This window comes from Paraglaciecola sp. 25GB23A (assembly GCF_040012495.1).
Classification (GTDB): Bacteria; Pseudomonadota; Gammaproteobacteria; order Enterobacterales; family Alteromonadaceae; genus Paraglaciecola.
Genome location: NZ_JBDYKM010000006.1, coordinates 43,765 through 58,991, shown reverse-complemented (window position 1 = coordinate 58,991; position 15,227 = coordinate 43,765). Strand labels below are relative to the sequence as shown.

Genomic DNA, 15,227 nt, shown 5'->3' with positions numbered 1-15,227 from the left:
AGGTCTTAGCATCAAAATTTGGGAAGTGATAAATGTCTGATGAAATATTGTTCGCAGAGGATATTGAAGAAGAAGTAAGCGAATTCCAAGGTACATGGAAGGTATTGATTGTTGATGATGAGCCAGAAATACATGCTGTAACTAAATTGGCTTTAAGTGATTTTGTTTTTCAAGACAAAAGACTGGAATTTATCAGTGCCTATAATGGTAAAGAAGCCAAACAGGTATTTTTAGACCACAGAGATATTGCCGTTGTGCTACTGGACGTGGTGATGGAAACTGACGATGCCGGCTTAAAAGTGGCGGAATTTGTGCGAAATGAAGCAATGAATAACTTCACTCGTATTATTTTGCGTACCGGTCAGCCTGGTCAGGCACCTGAACGTGATGTCATTATTAATTACGATATCAACGATTATAAATCCAAAACCGAGTTAACCTCACAAAAACTATTTACGGTCGTAATAGCTGCTTTACGTTCTTATCGCGACATTATGGTAATTGAAGAAAACCGCATCGGCTTAGAGAAAATTATCTCTGCCTCTGCAGACTTATTCAGTATTCATTCTCTGGAGCATTTTATTGAGGGAATTGTACAGCAACTTGCCTCACTGTTAGGTGGCAGTAAAGACTGTGCCTACCTAACTTCTGCTGTTGCGTGCCCACGACCTATCGAAAATGAAAACTCTAGCGAATTGTTTGTGTTTACCGGCAAGGGAGAGTATCACAATCGAGAAGGTGAGCGATTGGAAGACGTGCTATCAGGTAAGCAATTGCTGTCTTGTCAAAAGGCGCTAAAAGACAAAATCTTAGTCTATGAAGATGAATATCTGGTGGCGTATTGCAAAAGTAAGTCATTGCGCGGTTCTTTGCTCTATATGTCAGGTTTGCCGCGTAAACTAACCAAGATAGACAAACGTTTGGTGGAAATATTTGCGCAGAATGTGCAAATCGCTTTTGATAATGTGCTACTCCATAAAGATATTGAAGACACTCAACGAGAGGTTATTGAACGTATTGGTCAAGCTTTAGAGTTTCATTTTGGTGAAGGTATGCACATTACCCGTGTTGTGAAAATGTGTGAATTAATTGCCTTGAAAATTGGTTTGAGTGAGGAAGATGTAAAACTATTGTGTTCGGCAGTGCCATTACACGATATTGGGAAATTTAAGATTCCAGAGGTTATTTTATATAAGACCGACAAATTGAATGAGGTGGAGCGCAAGACTGTGCAAAATCATGCTGAATTTGGTTATTCATTGTTGAAAAATTCAAAACGGCCGTTAATAAAAACGGCTGCTTTAATCGCCAGAGATCATCATGAGTATTGGAATGGAAAAGGTTATCCGCGCGGTAAATCAGGCGAAGATATTCATATATTTTGCAGGATCACAGCTTTAGTAGATGCTTACGATGCCTTGCGTCACCGTCGTAACTATAAAGACGCTTGGCCTTTAGACAAGGTATTAGAAAATATCAGTCAGCAAAAAGGACAGCAATTTGATCCAATGTTGGTTGATGTTCTTGTGCAAAATATTGAGGAAATTGAGCTAATTATTGCTGACAATCCAGACCCAGAATAAAGACCATGAAGAAATATAAAGTCAGTTTACTTAAACCTTTATTGGCTTTGTATATTTTAAGACCACTCAAGAATAATGATGATTAATAATTATGTATGAAATGACTAAACATTTGCACTTAACCTTTATGCTGTTAAGTGTATTGCTGTTTCTTACCCGCTTTGTATTAACCTTAAACGCATCACCTATATTGCAAAAAAAAGCGTTGAAAATTGCTCCGCATATTATTGATACGTTGTGGATTATTACTGCTATCGGCCTCTGTTTGATGTTGCTGCAATACCCTTTTGTTAATCCTTGGGTGACAGAGAAATTATTGGCTTTTGTGATGTATTTCTTTATGGTGATTTTTACTCTGAAATTAGCCAAAACGCATCTTATGCGCTTAATTGGTGTGGTTGGTGCGTTAAGCTGGTTGGCCTATGCTGGAATGGTCGCTGTCACAAAACAGCCTTATTTAGTGGGCTAAATTAAACTTTTTGTCTTTTAATGTGCGGCTCAGTATCAAGAATATTCACTTAAGCCCGATAGTATGGTGTGGACACATATTATAGATTGGGAAAGATTTTGCAGGAATTAAAACGAAGTATCGCCAATCAAGATTGTTTTAGAGCGAGCTTGTTGTTAGCGCAATATTTCCATTCAACTATTCAGACTGTTTCTTTTTATGAGCAGCAACTTAACAACTGGGCGAAGCACGCTAAAGCTCAGCTTGATATTAGTCAGGCTGATTTAGCTAATTTAGATAAACTACTGCACTTTTTCTATGTCGAACTGGCGTTTAGCGTCGATGAGAAACAGTACTTTGCTAAACAATATAGTCTACTTGATAAGGTGCTTGAATATCGAACCGGTATACCCATTACCTTGGCCATTGTTTTTCGCGCTTTAGCTGAAAAATTGGGCTTTATTAGCCATGGAGTTAACTTCCCTGGACATTTTTTATTGAGTATTGAGCTGGCTAACCAAGACTTAATTTATCTTGATCCCAGCAATGGTAAAAAACTGTCTAAAGTCGATATTGAGCAACTATATTTCAATATTATTGGTGAGATTGAACAAGAAAAAATGCCACCCGAAGCGTTGTTTGGCGCAAATTGTGAAGAAATTATTGTGCGACTGCTGCATAACTTAAAAGCCAGTTACATCAATGCTCAACAATTTCCTTTAGCTCTAACGGCCGTTAACTTATTGGTGCAGCTTTGCCCAAATGATCCCTACGAGCGCCGTGATAGAGGTTTTTTACTGCATCAACTAGAATGTTCTCAAGTCGCTGTTGCTGATTATCGCTATTTTATTCAGCACTGTCCTAAAGACCCAGCAAGTGTGCTATTAGCGGCTCAAGTCAAACAACTAGTAGCCGAGCCACCTGCTATTTTTCACTAGGTTTACGCTAGGACTGAATATATAGCCTGAGTTAATTTAGTCAGTTGAGCGGGGCTAATTATGTAGGGTGGCATGATATAAATCAGTTTGCCAAAGGGACGTATCCATACGCCTTGGGCCACGAACTTCTTTTGCAATTGAGCGACATTGACTGCTTTTTTACATTCAACCACTCCAATAGCACCTAAAATACGCACATCAGCCACGCTAGACAAATTAAGACACGGGGCTAATTCTTGCTGTAATTGTTGCTCTATATCGGCGACTTGTTGTTGCCAGTGTCCTTGCTTCAATAAACGTAAACTTGCATTAGCTACAGCACAGGCCAGCGCATTGCCCATAAATGTTGGACCGTGCATAAATACCCCTGGCTCACCTTGACACACACCTTGTGCAACATCTTCTGTGCAAAGTGTTGCAGCGAGTGTCAGGTAGCCACCGGTCAAGGCTTTGCCTAAACACAGTATATCCGGGCTAATGTCAGCATGTTCACAGGCAAACAATTTACCAGTGCGGCCAAATCCAGTGGCAATTTCATCGCAAATAAGCAAAATATTATAATCGTCGCAAAGTTGACGACAGCGTTTAAGGTACTCAGGGTGATAAATGCGCATTCCACCGGCATTTTGCACAATAGGTTCGATAACTAATGCCGCTAATTCATGATGATGTTGTTCAATTAGATCCTGCAAAGGTTTGATATCATCTTCATTCCAGTGTTTGTCAAAACGAGTCTGGGGGGCAGGGGCAAATATTTGTTGATTGAGAGAATGGCTGAACAAACTGTGCATGCCATTAACAGGATCACACACCGACATCGCAGCAAAGGTATCGCCATGATAGCCAAAGCGAGGGGTAATAAACCTATGCTTAGCACCATTACCTTGGCAGACCCAATACTGCAGTGCCATTTTCATTGCGACTTCAACCGATACGGAGCCTGAGTCAGCTAAGAAAACACGGTTTAAACCTTGCGGTACTATCTCCAACAAGGTTCTACACAAATCAATGGCTGGTTGGTGGGTTAATCCACCAAACATAACGTGTGAGAATTGATTAACTTGAGTATTAATCGCTTCATTCAGCACAGGATGATTGTAACCATGAATGGCTGTCCACCAAGACGCCACGCCATCCACGAGTTTTTCTCCGCTGGCTAGTTCTATTTCAGCTCCTTGTGCACCTACTACTTGATAACAGGGCAGAGGATTAACGGCTGATGTGTAGGGGTGCCAAATATGTTGTTGATCAAATTGTAAATTATCTGAAGGTGTGTTCAAATTTTGCTCACATGTAAAGTTTTTTGGTGATATTTAGTTGACAACGTGTCGTTGCTACATAGACTAAGCGCGCTAGATAATTAAGTAAAGTTTGCTCTCACTAAAGGCACTAATATGATCCCATCTTCTGTTCAGGCTAATTCTAAATCTGATTGTTCAAGCTCATTACGTCATGATTGGACGGTTGATGAAGTCAACGCTTTGTTTTTGATGCCATTTAATGACTTATTGTTTGAGGCTCAAACCATTCATCGCCAATATTTTGATCCTAACCAAGTGCAAGTTAGCACTTTGTTATCGATTAAAACCGGTGCTTGTCCGGAGGATTGTAAATACTGCCCACAGAGTGCTCGTTATGACACCGGATTAGAAAAAGAACGTTTGATGGAAATAGAAAAAGTCATTCTGCGGGCTAAAGAAGCTAAACAAGCTGGATCAACACGTTTTTGTATGGGGGCAGCATGGCGTAACCCTAAAGAACGAGATATGCCCTATGTCACTGAGATGGTCAAAGAAGTGAAAAAGTTAGGCATGGAAACCTGTATGACCTTGGGTATGTTGACCCGTGATCAAGCGCTTGCTTTACAACAGGCGGGTTTGGATTATTACAATCATAATTTGGATACCTCACCAGAGTTTTATGGTGATGTTATTACTACTCGGACCTATCAAGATCGTTTGGATACCTTGTCTAACGTCAGAGCTGCGGGCATGAATGTATGTTCTGGTGGCATTGTAGGTATGGGCGAAAGTGCATCAGATCGCTCTGGTTTATTGGTACAATTGGCGAACTTAGATCATCATCCTGAAAGTGTGCCTATCAACATGCTTGTTAAGGTTAAGGGCACGCCTTTAGCTGACGTAGAAGACTTGGATAAGTTCGAGTTTATTCGCACCATTGCTATCGCTCGAATCATGATGCCGAAGTCATATGTACGTTTGTCAGCTGGACGTGAAGCCATGAACGAACAGATGCAAGCCTTGTGTTTTATGGCGGGCGCTAACTCCATTTTTTATGGATGTAAATTATTGACTACGTCTAATCCAGATACCCATGAAGATGTGATGTTATTTACAAAATTGGGGATCAATTCCGCACAAACACGTGAGTATTCCGATGAAGCCCACCAAGCCGCTTTATTAGATGAAATAAAACAAAATCAACAAGTCGAATTATTTTATGATGCGGCGCCTTCGTCTACTGTTGCCCCCGCTAATTAATGGCCTTTGATTTTATCGACGAGTCTTTACGAGCTCGCCACCGAGACGGTTTATGGCGTAAGCGTCATACTCTAGCGCCAGGCACGGGGCCTCTCATTGAGATTGATGCACGTCATTATTTGAATTTTTCAAGTAATGACTATTTAGGGTTAGGCGCTTCTCAGCTGGTTGCTCAAGCATGGGTAGATGGCTTGAGTGAATATGGCAGTGGCAGTGGGGCATCCCCCTTAGTGACTGGCTACACTCAAGCTCATCAAGCTCTTGAAAGCCACTTAGCTAAAGTATTGAATCGCGACAGAGTGCTGCTGTTTAATTCGGGCTTTGCTGCTAATCAAGCAATTTGTCAGGCTCTATTCCCTCATAATAAAGATACAACCAACAAGCTTATTGTGGCAGATAAGTTGATTCATGCCTCGTTTGTTGATGGCGCTCAATCCTGTTCGGCGAATTTTAAACGTTTTAAACATAACGATCGCCAACATTTGAGTCAAATACTCACCAGCAATCATTTATCAATTGATACCCTTATTGCGACCGAAAGTGTATTTAGTATGGACGGTGACCAAGCTCCGATAATAGACCTCGCCAATATTGCTCACCAACATGATGCCTGGTTAATGGTGGATGACGCCCATGGTTTTGGCATATTAGGTAAACAAGGCTTAGGAATTGTTGAGCAGCTTGAATTGAGCCAAAAGCAGGTTCAGGTATTGATGGCTACCTTTGGCAAAGCGATAGGTACAGCAGGTGCATTTGTAGCGGGTAGTGAACAACTGATTGATTATTTAATTAACTTTGCACGGCATTATATCTACAGCACTTCTATGCCAGCGGCCCAAGCTCATGCCACATTGGCCAGTATAAAGGCCAATCAAAATCCAAAACGGCGAGACCGATTACAGACCAGAATTGCGCAATTCAAGCAATTAGCTGCAGCCGCCAAAATTCCGTTATTTCCCTCTGATACGGCTATCCAACCGGTGTTCATAGGTAATCCACAACAGGCTGTGGCGTTAAGTGATAAATTGAAAAATCTGGGTATTTGGGTTTCGGCTATTCGTTATCCGACCGTGCCAAAAGGCACTGATAGATTACGAGTGACCTTAAGTGCAATGCACGAAGAGCAAGACCTTATTGCTTTAGTTGATGCTTTACAAATTGCCATTAGCCAAACTTGAATAAGCGTAATGACTAGTCCCCAATCCCAGCTTATCAAACAAAATAAACAACGCATTGCTCACCAATTTAGTCGAGCGGCTGGGCAATATGATGCAGTTGCTAAAGTACAATTAGATATAGCCTTAGATGCCCAAGCAATGTTGCCAGCGAATAGTTCTCTATTACTTGACATTGGTTGTGGTACGGGAAGGATCACTCAACGACTCGTAACACACAGTGAACAAGTGTTGGCAATGGATTTGGCTTTTGGCATGTTGCAACATGCCTCTATCACTACACAAAAATATCCCGAGCAGTCCATAAAATGGCTGCAAGGTGATGCTGAACAACTGCCAGTAAGAAGCCATTCGCTTGATACTATTTTTTCTTCAATGGCTTTACAATGGTGCCCCCACCCAGAACGGGTATTAAGTGAGTTATACAGAGTCTTAGTGCCTAAAGGGCAGGCAGTTCTAGCGATAATGACGGCGGGATCGTTTACTGAGCTCAGTCATAGTTGGGCTTATATTGATAAAAATCGCCATGTAAACGAATTTCATAGCAGTCAAACGTGGTTACAAGCAGCACTAAAAAATAACTTAAATGTGGATATTAAAACTCAGTGTTATCAAACTTGGCATCCTAATATTCGTCATTTATTGGCTTCAATCAAAGGGGTAGGGGCAAATATTTTGCTCGATACGCAACTGCGGCCAACTGCAAACTCTAGCTTAAATCGTCATATGTTAAGTGCACTCGAAGAAATTTATTTTTCTCAATACGGTGTAGATCAGCAATTGCCGTTGTCTTATCAGATAACGTTTTTGCGCTGCGTAAAATAAAAAGGAAAAAATCATGGGGCAATTAGTCGCAAGCAGTCGTGCTTACTTTATTACAGGTACTGATACCGAAGTAGGAAAAACGTTTTTTTCTGTGTCCTTATTAAATGCTTTTAATCAGCTTCAATTAAAAACAGCAGCCTATAAACCTATCGCTGCAGGTTGTGAAGTCAGTGAAAGCGGTTTAAAAAATGAAGATGCTCTTGCCTTACAGCAAGCCAGCAGTATTGATTTAGCTTACAGTGAGGTTAATCCTATTGCTTTGGCTGAACCCATAGCACCGCATTTGGCTGCACAACTTGCTTGGCAAAAAGGTGAGACTATCGATTTGTCACTCGAGCGGATTAAAAAGGGCTTTACCTTATTATTACAAAAACAGCCGGATGTATTGATCGTTGAGGGGGCAGGTGGATGGCGCTTACCATTAGGTAAAGATGAGCAGGGTCAACAGGCCTTTCTGTCTGACTTTGTCGCCAAGCAAAACCTAGCCGTTATTCTGGTGGTAGGGATGCGTTTAGGGTGTTTGAATCATGCTATGTTAACCGCTGATAGTATCCGTCAACATGGTTTAAAGTTAGTCGGTTGGGTTGCCAATACCCTTGATCCAGATATGCCATTTTTAACTGAAAATATTGAATCATTGAAAAGTTTATTGAATGCCCCGCTTATAGCTACATTACCGCGCCTCAACAATCCCCAAGAAGCGACCAGCTTTATCGATTTGTCATGTTTAGGAAGATAAACCGAGCATTATCAAATGAAAACGGTGGTTTGACCCTTGTAATGTGTTGTAAGGTAGCCATAGGTCGTTGTTGCGTTCTAACAAATGAGCAAAATTGGCCGATAACCAGGTACAAATACAATAAGATCTAGAAAATAGGACTATGGGAATTCTTGATATGGCAAATAGTGATACCTCAGTATTGTTTGTGTGTTTAGGTAATATTTGCCGTTCTCCAACTGCAGAAGCGGTATTTCGGGAAAAAATTAAAAATAGTCATTTCTCTGTTGATATCGATTCAGCGGGAACAATGGGTCATCATGCCGGTGTCACTCCCGATGAGCGAGCTAAAGCCGTTGGTGAAATGCGCGGTTATAACTTTAAAGGGATCAAGAGTCGTAGAGTTGTGTTTGAAGATTTTGAACGATTCGAATATATTCTTGCCATGGATAAAGAAAATTTGCGGCATTTACTGGAAATGTGCCCTGCAGAACACCAACATAAAGTGAGTTTGTTTATGCATTTTGCTGATTCTGATGTTGAGGAAGTGCCAGATCCATATTATGGCGGGAAACGAGGTTTTGAGTATGTGCTCGATTTAATCGAATTAGCCTGCGAAGGTCTATTAGTTAAATTAGCACCGCGATTTGAAGTCCGTTAATCATACTCAAAATAAGCATAAAATCTATTTAATCGGCATTATGCTTGTTTTGATTTTTAGTGGCTTATTGGTCTTATTTAGCGGTTTGCTTGACCCTCTGAATAATCAGATTGAACAGCAGATTCTCCTCCAATTACGTTTACCTCTAGTGCTAACTGCCTGTTTAGTTGGGGCGGCCTTGTCAGTCAGTTCCGCCAGTTTACAAGTTTTGTTGCACAATCCTTTAGCCGACCCTGGGATTATAGGTATTACCAGTGGCGCCAGTTTATGTGCGGCTTTGTTTTTGCTTATGGGTAGCGGACTTTCGCCGGATATTATTCAATATTTACTGCCCTTGAGCTGTTTTGTCGGGGCTATCTTGTCGACCGTCTTAATCTTTGTTGTGGCGCGACGTATGGCTGCGAACAATGCTTCGGTAATCTTGGCTGGTATAGCCATTTCAACGATTAGTGGGGCTATTATTGCCTGGTTACATTTTTTTTCTGATGCCCAATCAATGCGTAATCTCACCTTTTGGTTAATGGGTAGTTTGCATCAAACCGATTGGCCGATACTTTATTTTGCTACGCCTCTACTTGCGGTGCTTATTGGCTATTTAATCAAACAAGGAAGGATGCTGAATTGGTATTATTTTGGTGAAAACAGTGCACAGTTAGCTGGGCTCGATGTCAATAAATTTCAAAGTAGAATGTTATTGGTTTGTGCGATAAGTGTGGGAGCGGCAGTATCCTTGGCAGGCTCTATTGCCTTTGTTGGGTTGTTAGTGCCTCATTTGCTGCGTAATTTTTGTGGTCATGACAATCGATTTATATTGCCAGCATCAGCAATGTTAGGTGCCTGTTTGCTGTTATGGGTTGAGTTGTTTACCCGTGGATTTATGGCAATAAGCCTGCCGGTCTCTATGATTACCGCGACCTTAGGTGGTCCTATTTTTCTATACTCTGTGGCACGTTTGGGTGGGAGAAATAGTTGAAATGTTAAAGTTCAATCAAATTAGGGTTGCTGGACGTTTAAATGGAGCGAGTGGACAGGTTAACGGTGGCGAGTTTGTGCATGTGTTGGGCACCAATGGCTCCGGTAAATCGTCTTTGTTAAGTGCAATTGCTGGATTATTGCCGATTGAACAAGGGCAAGTCTGGCTTGAGCAAAAAAAACTGCAAGATTATAGTCTGCCACAGTTAGCGGCTTTGCGCTGCTTACAAGAGCAGCAGCAAAATAGCGCCTTTGCCTTGACTGTTGCCGAAGTGCTGTATTTTTTCAGCGAGGACAAAGGTTTGCCTGCTGAATTAGATGAGGCTCTTGAACTGCAACAATTTATGAGTAAGCCACTTAATCAATTATCGGGAGGCGAAGCCAGACGTGTGCATATTGCGCGCACCTTGTTACAAGTATGGCCAACTATCCAACAGGGGCGTGCGCTTGTTTTATTGGATGAGCCTAATCAAGGACTCGATTTTAAACATCAACATTTATTATTCAGATTATTACGTCGGTTATGCCATACAGGTAACGTGGTTATCGTTAACCATCATGATCTTAATTTATGCCAACAATACGCTGATAAGATTTGGCTGATGCAAGCAGGGCAGATTGTCATAAGCATAAGTTCATTAGAGCAAATTTCAAATCATGACTTAGCGGCGATATTTTCCTGCAGTATTCAATCTGCCGTTGATGCAACTGGCAATAAGATATTTCAAACTTATCTAGACTAGTACCTGTTTTTATTGCTTTAGTTTATCATTCACACTAACGTTTCATCCCCGTCGATTTTTCATTGATTAATCAAAAATTTTATTGAAAACCCAAAAAGGAAATATTGTGAGCCAGTGGCAACCCGATAGTTGGCGTGCAAAACCGATTTTGCAGCAACCTACATATGATGATAAACAGCAATTAAGTGCCGTAGAAAAAAAACTAAAGAGTTACCCACCTTTGGTGTTTGCCGCTGAAACTCGTCAATTGTTTAAACAATTAGGCAATGTAGCGGAGGGTAAAGGTTTCTTGCTGCAAGGTGGCGATTGCGCCGAGTCTTTTAACGAATTTAATGCACCTAAAATTCGCGATACCTTTAAAGTGATTTTACAGATGGCCATTGTATTGACCTTTGCGGGGCGCTGCCCAGTCACTAAAGTGGCACGCATGGCAGGTCAATATGCAAAACCTCGTTCAGGGGATTTTGAAACGATCGATGGTGTGTCTCTACCTAGCTATCGTGGCGATATCATAAATAGTTTTGAGTTTACCGAGGGAGCGCGTCGTCCCGATCCTCAGAGGATGGTAGAAGCCTATAATCAATCGGCAGCCACTCTTAACCTGTTGCGTGCGTTTGCACAAGGCGGCTTGGCTGACTTAAATGAAGTTAATCGCTGGAATATGGCATTTGTTGATAATAATCCATTAAAAGAACGTTATCAGGATATCGCTCAACGCATACAAGAGTCACTAGAGTTTATGGGGGTGATGGGCATCAACCCGACCAATACCCCAACCTTGCATGAAACGATGCTTTTTACCTCTCATGAGGCCTTGTTGCTGAATTATGAACAAGCTTTGACACGGGTGGATACACTAACGGGCAACTGGTACAACTGCTCAGCCCATATGTTATGGATTGGTGAACGTACTCGTCAACTTGATCATGCTCACCTTGAATTTTTCCGCGGCATACATAATCCAATTGGTGTAAAAGTAGGCCCTAGCATGGGGGAGGATGAATTAATTCAATTAATTGATGCCTTAAATCCAGAGAATACAGCAGGACGTTTGACCCTTATTACTCGCATGGGTGCCGACAATTTAGAGAAAAATCTACCTAGGTTATTGCGCCGCGTAAAACAAGAAGGGCGCAAAGTTGTGTGGAGCTCTGATCCTATGCATGGCAATACCATAAAAGCATCAAGTGGCTTTAAAACCCGTAATTTTGATGCTATTTTGCGCGAAATTCAGCAGTTTTTTGCTGCACATAAAGCCGAAGGAACACATGCTGGTGGTATTCACTTAGAAATGACAGGCCAACACGTTACTGAATGTACCGGTGGTGCTTATCAAATAAGTGATGATGATTTGGCACAAGCCTATAAAACCCAATGTGATCCAAGGTTAAACGCTGATCAAGTGCTTGAGATGGCATTTTTGGTTGCTGACCACTTACGTGTAAAATAAATAATCCGCTTTAAGGCCAAGAGTGCTGTCACTTTGATTGCACTCTTACCCTCTTTAATGTTATAAATGCGAATGGTTTGCATTTGTAGTACTTATTGAGGTGATTGTATGACTCTTTGGGAAATAAAAAATAAACAGTCAGCCATGATTGATGGTCTTGACCCCACTTTATTACCTGCGATTGACCAACGTTTAAATGAAATGGGCTTTGCAGCAGGGCAAGTAATTCAGTGTCTACGTCGCAGTCCTTTAAGAGGGCCTCTTGTCTTACAATTAGGTGATTGTGTCTATTCTTTAGAACAGAGCATTGCCAGTCGCATCAATATCAGAGCAGCTTAGCCGTAGATGAGGCGCGTGATGATAACGAATCATCACCAAAATAAATTTATTAAATGAAAAAAAATCCTTACATCATTTCTCTTAGTGTTGGTGCAGTAACAACATTGCACCTAGAAACACGTATTTAAGGCAGTTATGAAAAATATTATCTTGGTTGGTAAACCCAACTCAGGCAAGAGCTTATTATTCAATCAGTTAACTGGAATGCGCCAAAAAGTGGCAAATTTTCCCGGTGTAACGGTTGAGCTCAAAAGTGGCAAGTTTAATAATTATCAGTTGATTGATTTTCCTGGGACTTATTCGCTCAACAGTTTATCTCGCGACGAAGAACTTGCTATCGCCAAGTTACATGAAGCGATGCATAGTGACGAAACGGCCCTAATAATATGTAACTTAGATGCAACACGCTTAGAACGTAGTTTAGTGTTCGGACTCCAAGTAAGAGATCTCGCCTTGCAGCACAAAAAGGGAGTGATTTTTGCGCTTAATATGATTGATGAAGTGCAGCGCTTTGGTCATCATATCGATACTGAACAGTTGGCCAAAGATCTAGGGTGTGCAATTTATTCCTTATCGGCTAAAACCTTGATTGGTTTGCATGAATTCAAATTGGCCTTGATTGACGCCGCAGGTCGCCCTCAGGATTTTATCCCGCTCAAAACGGTTGATGCTGACCAACCTGTGCTCGAAATTAGCAGAAAACTCTCTCGTCAGTATGGTATTCAAGCTGATGTAGTACTCAAAAGACAAAATAAGATAGACAACTTTTTATTAAACAGTGTGTTTGGTGGTTTGATATTTTTAGTCATTATGTTTTTGTTGTTCCAAAGTATTTTCACTTGGGCTAGTCCGTTAATGGATGCGGTAGAAACCATAATTGCCGAGCTTGCGATCGTGGTGACCAGTATATTGCCTGATGGGGCTGTGAATGATTTTGTCACTGATGCCTTATTTGGCGGGGTTGGTTCATTTTTAGTTTTTGTACCACAAATTATGGTCTTAACCTTTGTGATTGGCCTACTGGAAGACACCGGTTATTTGGCGCGTGCCGCGTTAATATGCCACAAACCGCTAAGTTATTTTGGCTTGTCAGGCCGTAGTTTTATTCCTTATTTATCTGGTCATGCTTGCGCTATTCCGGCTATTTTTGCTGCCAGAACGATAGAGTCTCCACGTAAACGTTTAATTACGATGATGACCATCCCCTTAATGTCTTGTTCTGCCAGATTGCCGGTTTACGCCTTACTAATTGCGGTGTTAATTCCCGATACTGCATACCTAGGCGGTTTATTAAATTTGCAGGGAATAACCTTTTTCATTCTATATTTTATCGGTATCTTGACGGCGTTATTGGTGAGTACTTTATTAAATAAATTGACTGATATAGATAAAGAAAAAGCAGAAATGCCGTTTATTCTTGAGTTGCCTACTTATCGTTTACCTCATTGGAAACCCTTAATTCATCGTGTATTTACTAGTGCAAAACAATTTATCAGGCGAGCTGCGCCAGTGATTTTTATGGTATCAGTGGTGATTTGGTTTTTAGGTTATTTTCCGCAAAATGGCGAATTACAATCCTCATACCTTGCGATGTTAGGCCATTGGATTGAACCGATCTTTGCACCCCTTGGTTTGGATTGGCGTTATGGTGTGGCTATATTAGTATCTTTCTTAGCTAGAGAAGTCTTTGTTGGCGCATTAGGTACGCTGTTTGGTATTGAAAGTGCAGATGAGAATATTGCCGGACTGGCAGCTAACGTTGAACAGGATGGCTTAGCATTGGGTGCCGGTATAGGCTTAATGTTGTTTTATGTTGTTGCCCTTCAATGTGTTGCAACCGTTGCTACTATAAGAGGGGAGACGGGCAGTAGAAAAATAGCGTGGGGACTTTTTGTTGGCTACGGATTACTTGCCTATTGTTTGGCTTGGTTGGCCGCAACCTTTATTTAAAGCTTTGTGTATGCGCCTAATATGGCGCATCAGCGTTCAGCTGTTAAGGCCTATCAACGTGCCTAAAACAATGTGATTAGAGCAATAAACTTTCTTCAATCTTAACAAATTCGTCGGCAGCGTTTACCAAGGATGTTGCGGTCAATTGTGCCACCCCATAGACTACTGTTTTGCACTGGTACTTATGTTTAAGGGTTAATAGCAATAAATCAAAGTCACCATCCCCAGAAAGCAAAACTAAACAATCTATATCATTTGCTGCCTCTAGAGCATCAATGGTGATACCCACGTCCCAATCACCTTTTGCTGAGCCATCACTGCGTTGAATAAAAGGCTTCAGTTTTACATCAAATCCAATGTGTTTTAAGGCACTCTGAAACTTAGCCTGTTGCGCATCACCCTTATCTATTGCATAGGCATTGGCGATAACAATTTCACCACGTTGACTTAGTTGTTGCCAAAACTGACGATAATTAAATTGTTTGGCGAAGGCATCTCGCGTTGTGTAATAAATATTTTGTACATCCACCAAGACCGCAATTTTGAGCATGCTTGAGACACTGAGTAATTTTTAAGTGACAGGATGGTAACACGCAAGGTTTAGATACTTTAATTTATTGTTTTTTTCTAATATTACTTGCCAACAGAGACCATTACATATACTATCCGCTTGATTTGTTTATTCCTCTCACCAAATAAATCTTCAATGTATAGTCTCTCTGATCCGGTCGGCCAACATTAAAAAAATAACAAAGCTGAATTATTGTACGGCGAACTCGTGAGCGTGAAACTGGCGGTGTAACTTCCATGTGGCTCTCATCTAGATAAAACCTAATAGCGTTATCGTCAACACTATAGTGAAGCTTCTTTTTAGTTCTTGATGAACATTGTTTGTATTGATTAATGCAAGACAGTTGTTTATCT

General features: G+C 41.1%; 15 protein-coding genes. 13 read left to right on the top strand and 2 right to left on the bottom strand.

The window, feature by feature from the left end:
* Positions 1–32: 32 nt before the first annotated feature.
* The 3 genes from ABKW31_RS11620 to ABKW31_RS11610 all read left to right on the top strand — a co-directional run bounded on the left by ABKW31_RS11620 (position 33) and on the right by ABKW31_RS11610 (position 2,969).
* Positions 33–1,583: a DUF3369 domain-containing protein gene (locus ABKW31_RS11620; protein ID WP_348616528.1), complete on the top strand. Its 1,551-nt coding sequence runs from the start codon at positions 33–35 to the stop codon at positions 1,581–1,583.
* 91 nt (positions 1,584–1,674) lie between these two features.
* Positions 1,675–2,052 carry a SirB2 family protein gene (locus ABKW31_RS11615; protein ID WP_348616527.1) on the top strand — a complete coding sequence of 126 codons (378 nt, stop codon included), beginning with the start codon at positions 1,675–1,677 and terminating at the stop codon, positions 2,050–2,052.
* A gap of 98 nt (positions 2,053–2,150) precedes the next feature.
* Positions 2,151–2,969, top strand: coding sequence for a tetratricopeptide repeat protein (locus ABKW31_RS11610; protein ID WP_348616526.1), 819 nt, complete (start codon positions 2,151–2,153; stop codon positions 2,967–2,969).
* A gap of 2 nt (positions 2,970–2,971) precedes the next feature.
* On the opposite strand, the gene bioA is transcribed toward ABKW31_RS11610, so the two are convergent.
* Positions 2,972–4,249 (bottom strand): adenosylmethionine--8-amino-7-oxononanoate transaminase, encoded by a 1,278-nt coding sequence (gene bioA / locus ABKW31_RS11605; protein ID WP_348616525.1) that lies wholly within the window; start codon positions 4,247–4,249, stop codon positions 2,972–2,974.
* 114 nt (positions 4,250–4,363) lie between these two features.
* Between bioA and bioB the strand changes: the two genes are divergently transcribed.
* From bioB to ABKW31_RS11555, 10 genes are all read left to right on the top strand, one after another.
* On the top strand, positions 4,364–5,470 hold the full coding sequence (gene bioB / locus ABKW31_RS11600; protein ID WP_348616524.1) for a biotin synthase BioB: 1,107 nt from the start codon (positions 4,364–4,366) through the stop codon (positions 5,468–5,470).
* Complete coding sequence (bioF, locus tag ABKW31_RS11595) at positions 5,470–6,648, top strand: 8-amino-7-oxononanoate synthase (RefSeq protein ID WP_348616523.1); 1,179 nt, start codon at positions 5,470–5,472, stop codon at positions 6,646–6,648. The genes bioB and bioF overlap by 1 nt, the downstream gene beginning before the upstream one ends.
* Positions 6,649–6,657: 9 nt before the next feature.
* Positions 6,658–7,470 carry a methyltransferase domain-containing protein gene (locus ABKW31_RS11590; protein WP_348616522.1) on the top strand — a complete coding sequence of 271 codons (813 nt, stop codon included), beginning with the start codon at positions 6,658–6,660 and terminating at the stop codon, positions 7,468–7,470.
* Between the two features lie 13 nt (positions 7,471–7,483).
* Complete coding sequence (gene bioD, locus ABKW31_RS11585; protein WP_348616521.1) at positions 7,484–8,209, top strand: dethiobiotin synthase; 726 nt, start codon at positions 7,484–7,486, stop codon at positions 8,207–8,209.
* A 157-nt stretch (positions 8,210–8,366) separates the two neighbouring features.
* Positions 8,367–8,849, top strand: a complete 483-nt coding sequence (locus ABKW31_RS11580; protein ID WP_348616520.1) for a low molecular weight protein-tyrosine-phosphatase — start codon at positions 8,367–8,369, stop codon at positions 8,847–8,849.
* Between the two features lie 40 nt (positions 8,850–8,889).
* The gene (locus ABKW31_RS11575; RefSeq protein ID WP_348616519.1) at positions 8,890–9,822 is read left to right on the top strand and encodes an iron chelate uptake ABC transporter family permease subunit; all 933 of its coding nucleotides are present in this window, start codon (positions 8,890–8,892) and stop codon (positions 9,820–9,822) included.
* A gap of 1 nt (position 9,823) precedes the next feature.
* A complete protein-coding gene (locus ABKW31_RS11570; protein ID WP_348616518.1) occupies positions 9,824–10,564 on the top strand; it encodes an ATP-binding cassette domain-containing protein in 741 nt (246 codons plus the stop codon).
* Positions 10,565–10,670: 106 nt separating this feature from the next.
* Positions 10,671–12,014, top strand: a complete 1,344-nt coding sequence (locus ABKW31_RS11565; protein WP_348616517.1) for a 3-deoxy-7-phosphoheptulonate synthase class II — start codon at positions 10,671–10,673, stop codon at positions 12,012–12,014.
* A 108-nt stretch (positions 12,015–12,122) separates the two neighbouring features.
* Positions 12,123–12,353, top strand: a complete 231-nt coding sequence (locus ABKW31_RS11560; protein WP_348616516.1) for a FeoA family protein — start codon at positions 12,123–12,125, stop codon at positions 12,351–12,353.
* A 135-nt stretch (positions 12,354–12,488) separates the two neighbouring features.
* Positions 12,489–14,303: a ferrous iron transporter B gene (locus ABKW31_RS11555; protein ID WP_348616515.1), complete on the top strand. Its 1,815-nt coding sequence runs from the start codon at positions 12,489–12,491 to the stop codon at positions 14,301–14,303.
* Positions 14,304–14,379: 76 nt separating this feature from the next.
* Here the strand turns inward: ABKW31_RS11555 and ABKW31_RS11550 are convergent, their stop codons facing one another.
* Positions 14,380–14,853 carry an NYN domain-containing protein gene (locus ABKW31_RS11550; protein ID WP_348616514.1) on the bottom strand — a complete coding sequence of 158 codons (474 nt, stop codon included), beginning with the start codon at positions 14,851–14,853 and terminating at the stop codon, positions 14,380–14,382.
* Positions 14,854–15,227 lie beyond the last annotated feature (374 nt).

Excerpts from the sequence above, each read along its gene's own strand:
- ABKW31_RS11620 (WP_348616528.1), top strand. The coding sequence starts at position 33 with ATGTCTGATGAAATATTGTTCGCAGAGGATATTGAAGAAGAAGTAAGC.
- ABKW31_RS11615 (WP_348616527.1), top strand. The coding sequence starts at position 1,675 with ATGTATGAAATGACTAAACATTTGCACTTAACCTTTATGCTGTTAAGT.
- bioB (WP_348616524.1), top strand. The coding sequence starts at position 4,364 with ATGATCCCATCTTCTGTTCAGGCTAATTCTAAATCTGATTGTTCAAGC.
- bioF (WP_348616523.1), top strand. The coding sequence starts at position 5,470 with ATGGCCTTTGATTTTATCGACGAGTCTTTACGAGCTCGCCACCGAGAC.
- ABKW31_RS11590 (WP_348616522.1), top strand. The coding sequence starts at position 6,658 with ATGACTAGTCCCCAATCCCAGCTTATCAAACAAAATAAACAACGCATT.
- bioD (WP_348616521.1), top strand. The coding sequence starts at position 7,484 with ATGGGGCAATTAGTCGCAAGCAGTCGTGCTTACTTTATTACAGGTACT.
- ABKW31_RS11580 (WP_348616520.1), top strand. The coding sequence starts at position 8,367 with ATGGCAAATAGTGATACCTCAGTATTGTTTGTGTGTTTAGGTAATATT.
- ABKW31_RS11575 (WP_348616519.1), top strand. The coding sequence starts at position 8,890 with ATGCTTGTTTTGATTTTTAGTGGCTTATTGGTCTTATTTAGCGGTTTG.
- ABKW31_RS11570 (WP_348616518.1), top strand. The coding sequence starts at position 9,824 with ATGTTAAAGTTCAATCAAATTAGGGTTGCTGGACGTTTAAATGGAGCG.
- ABKW31_RS11560 (WP_348616516.1), top strand. The coding sequence starts at position 12,123 with ATGACTCTTTGGGAAATAAAAAATAAACAGTCAGCCATGATTGATGGT.
- ABKW31_RS11555 (WP_348616515.1), top strand. The coding sequence starts at position 12,489 with ATGAAAAATATTATCTTGGTTGGTAAACCCAACTCAGGCAAGAGCTTA.
- ABKW31_RS11550 (WP_348616514.1), bottom strand. The coding sequence starts at position 14,853 with ATGCTCAAAATTGCGGTCTTGGTGGATGTACAAAATATTTATTACACA.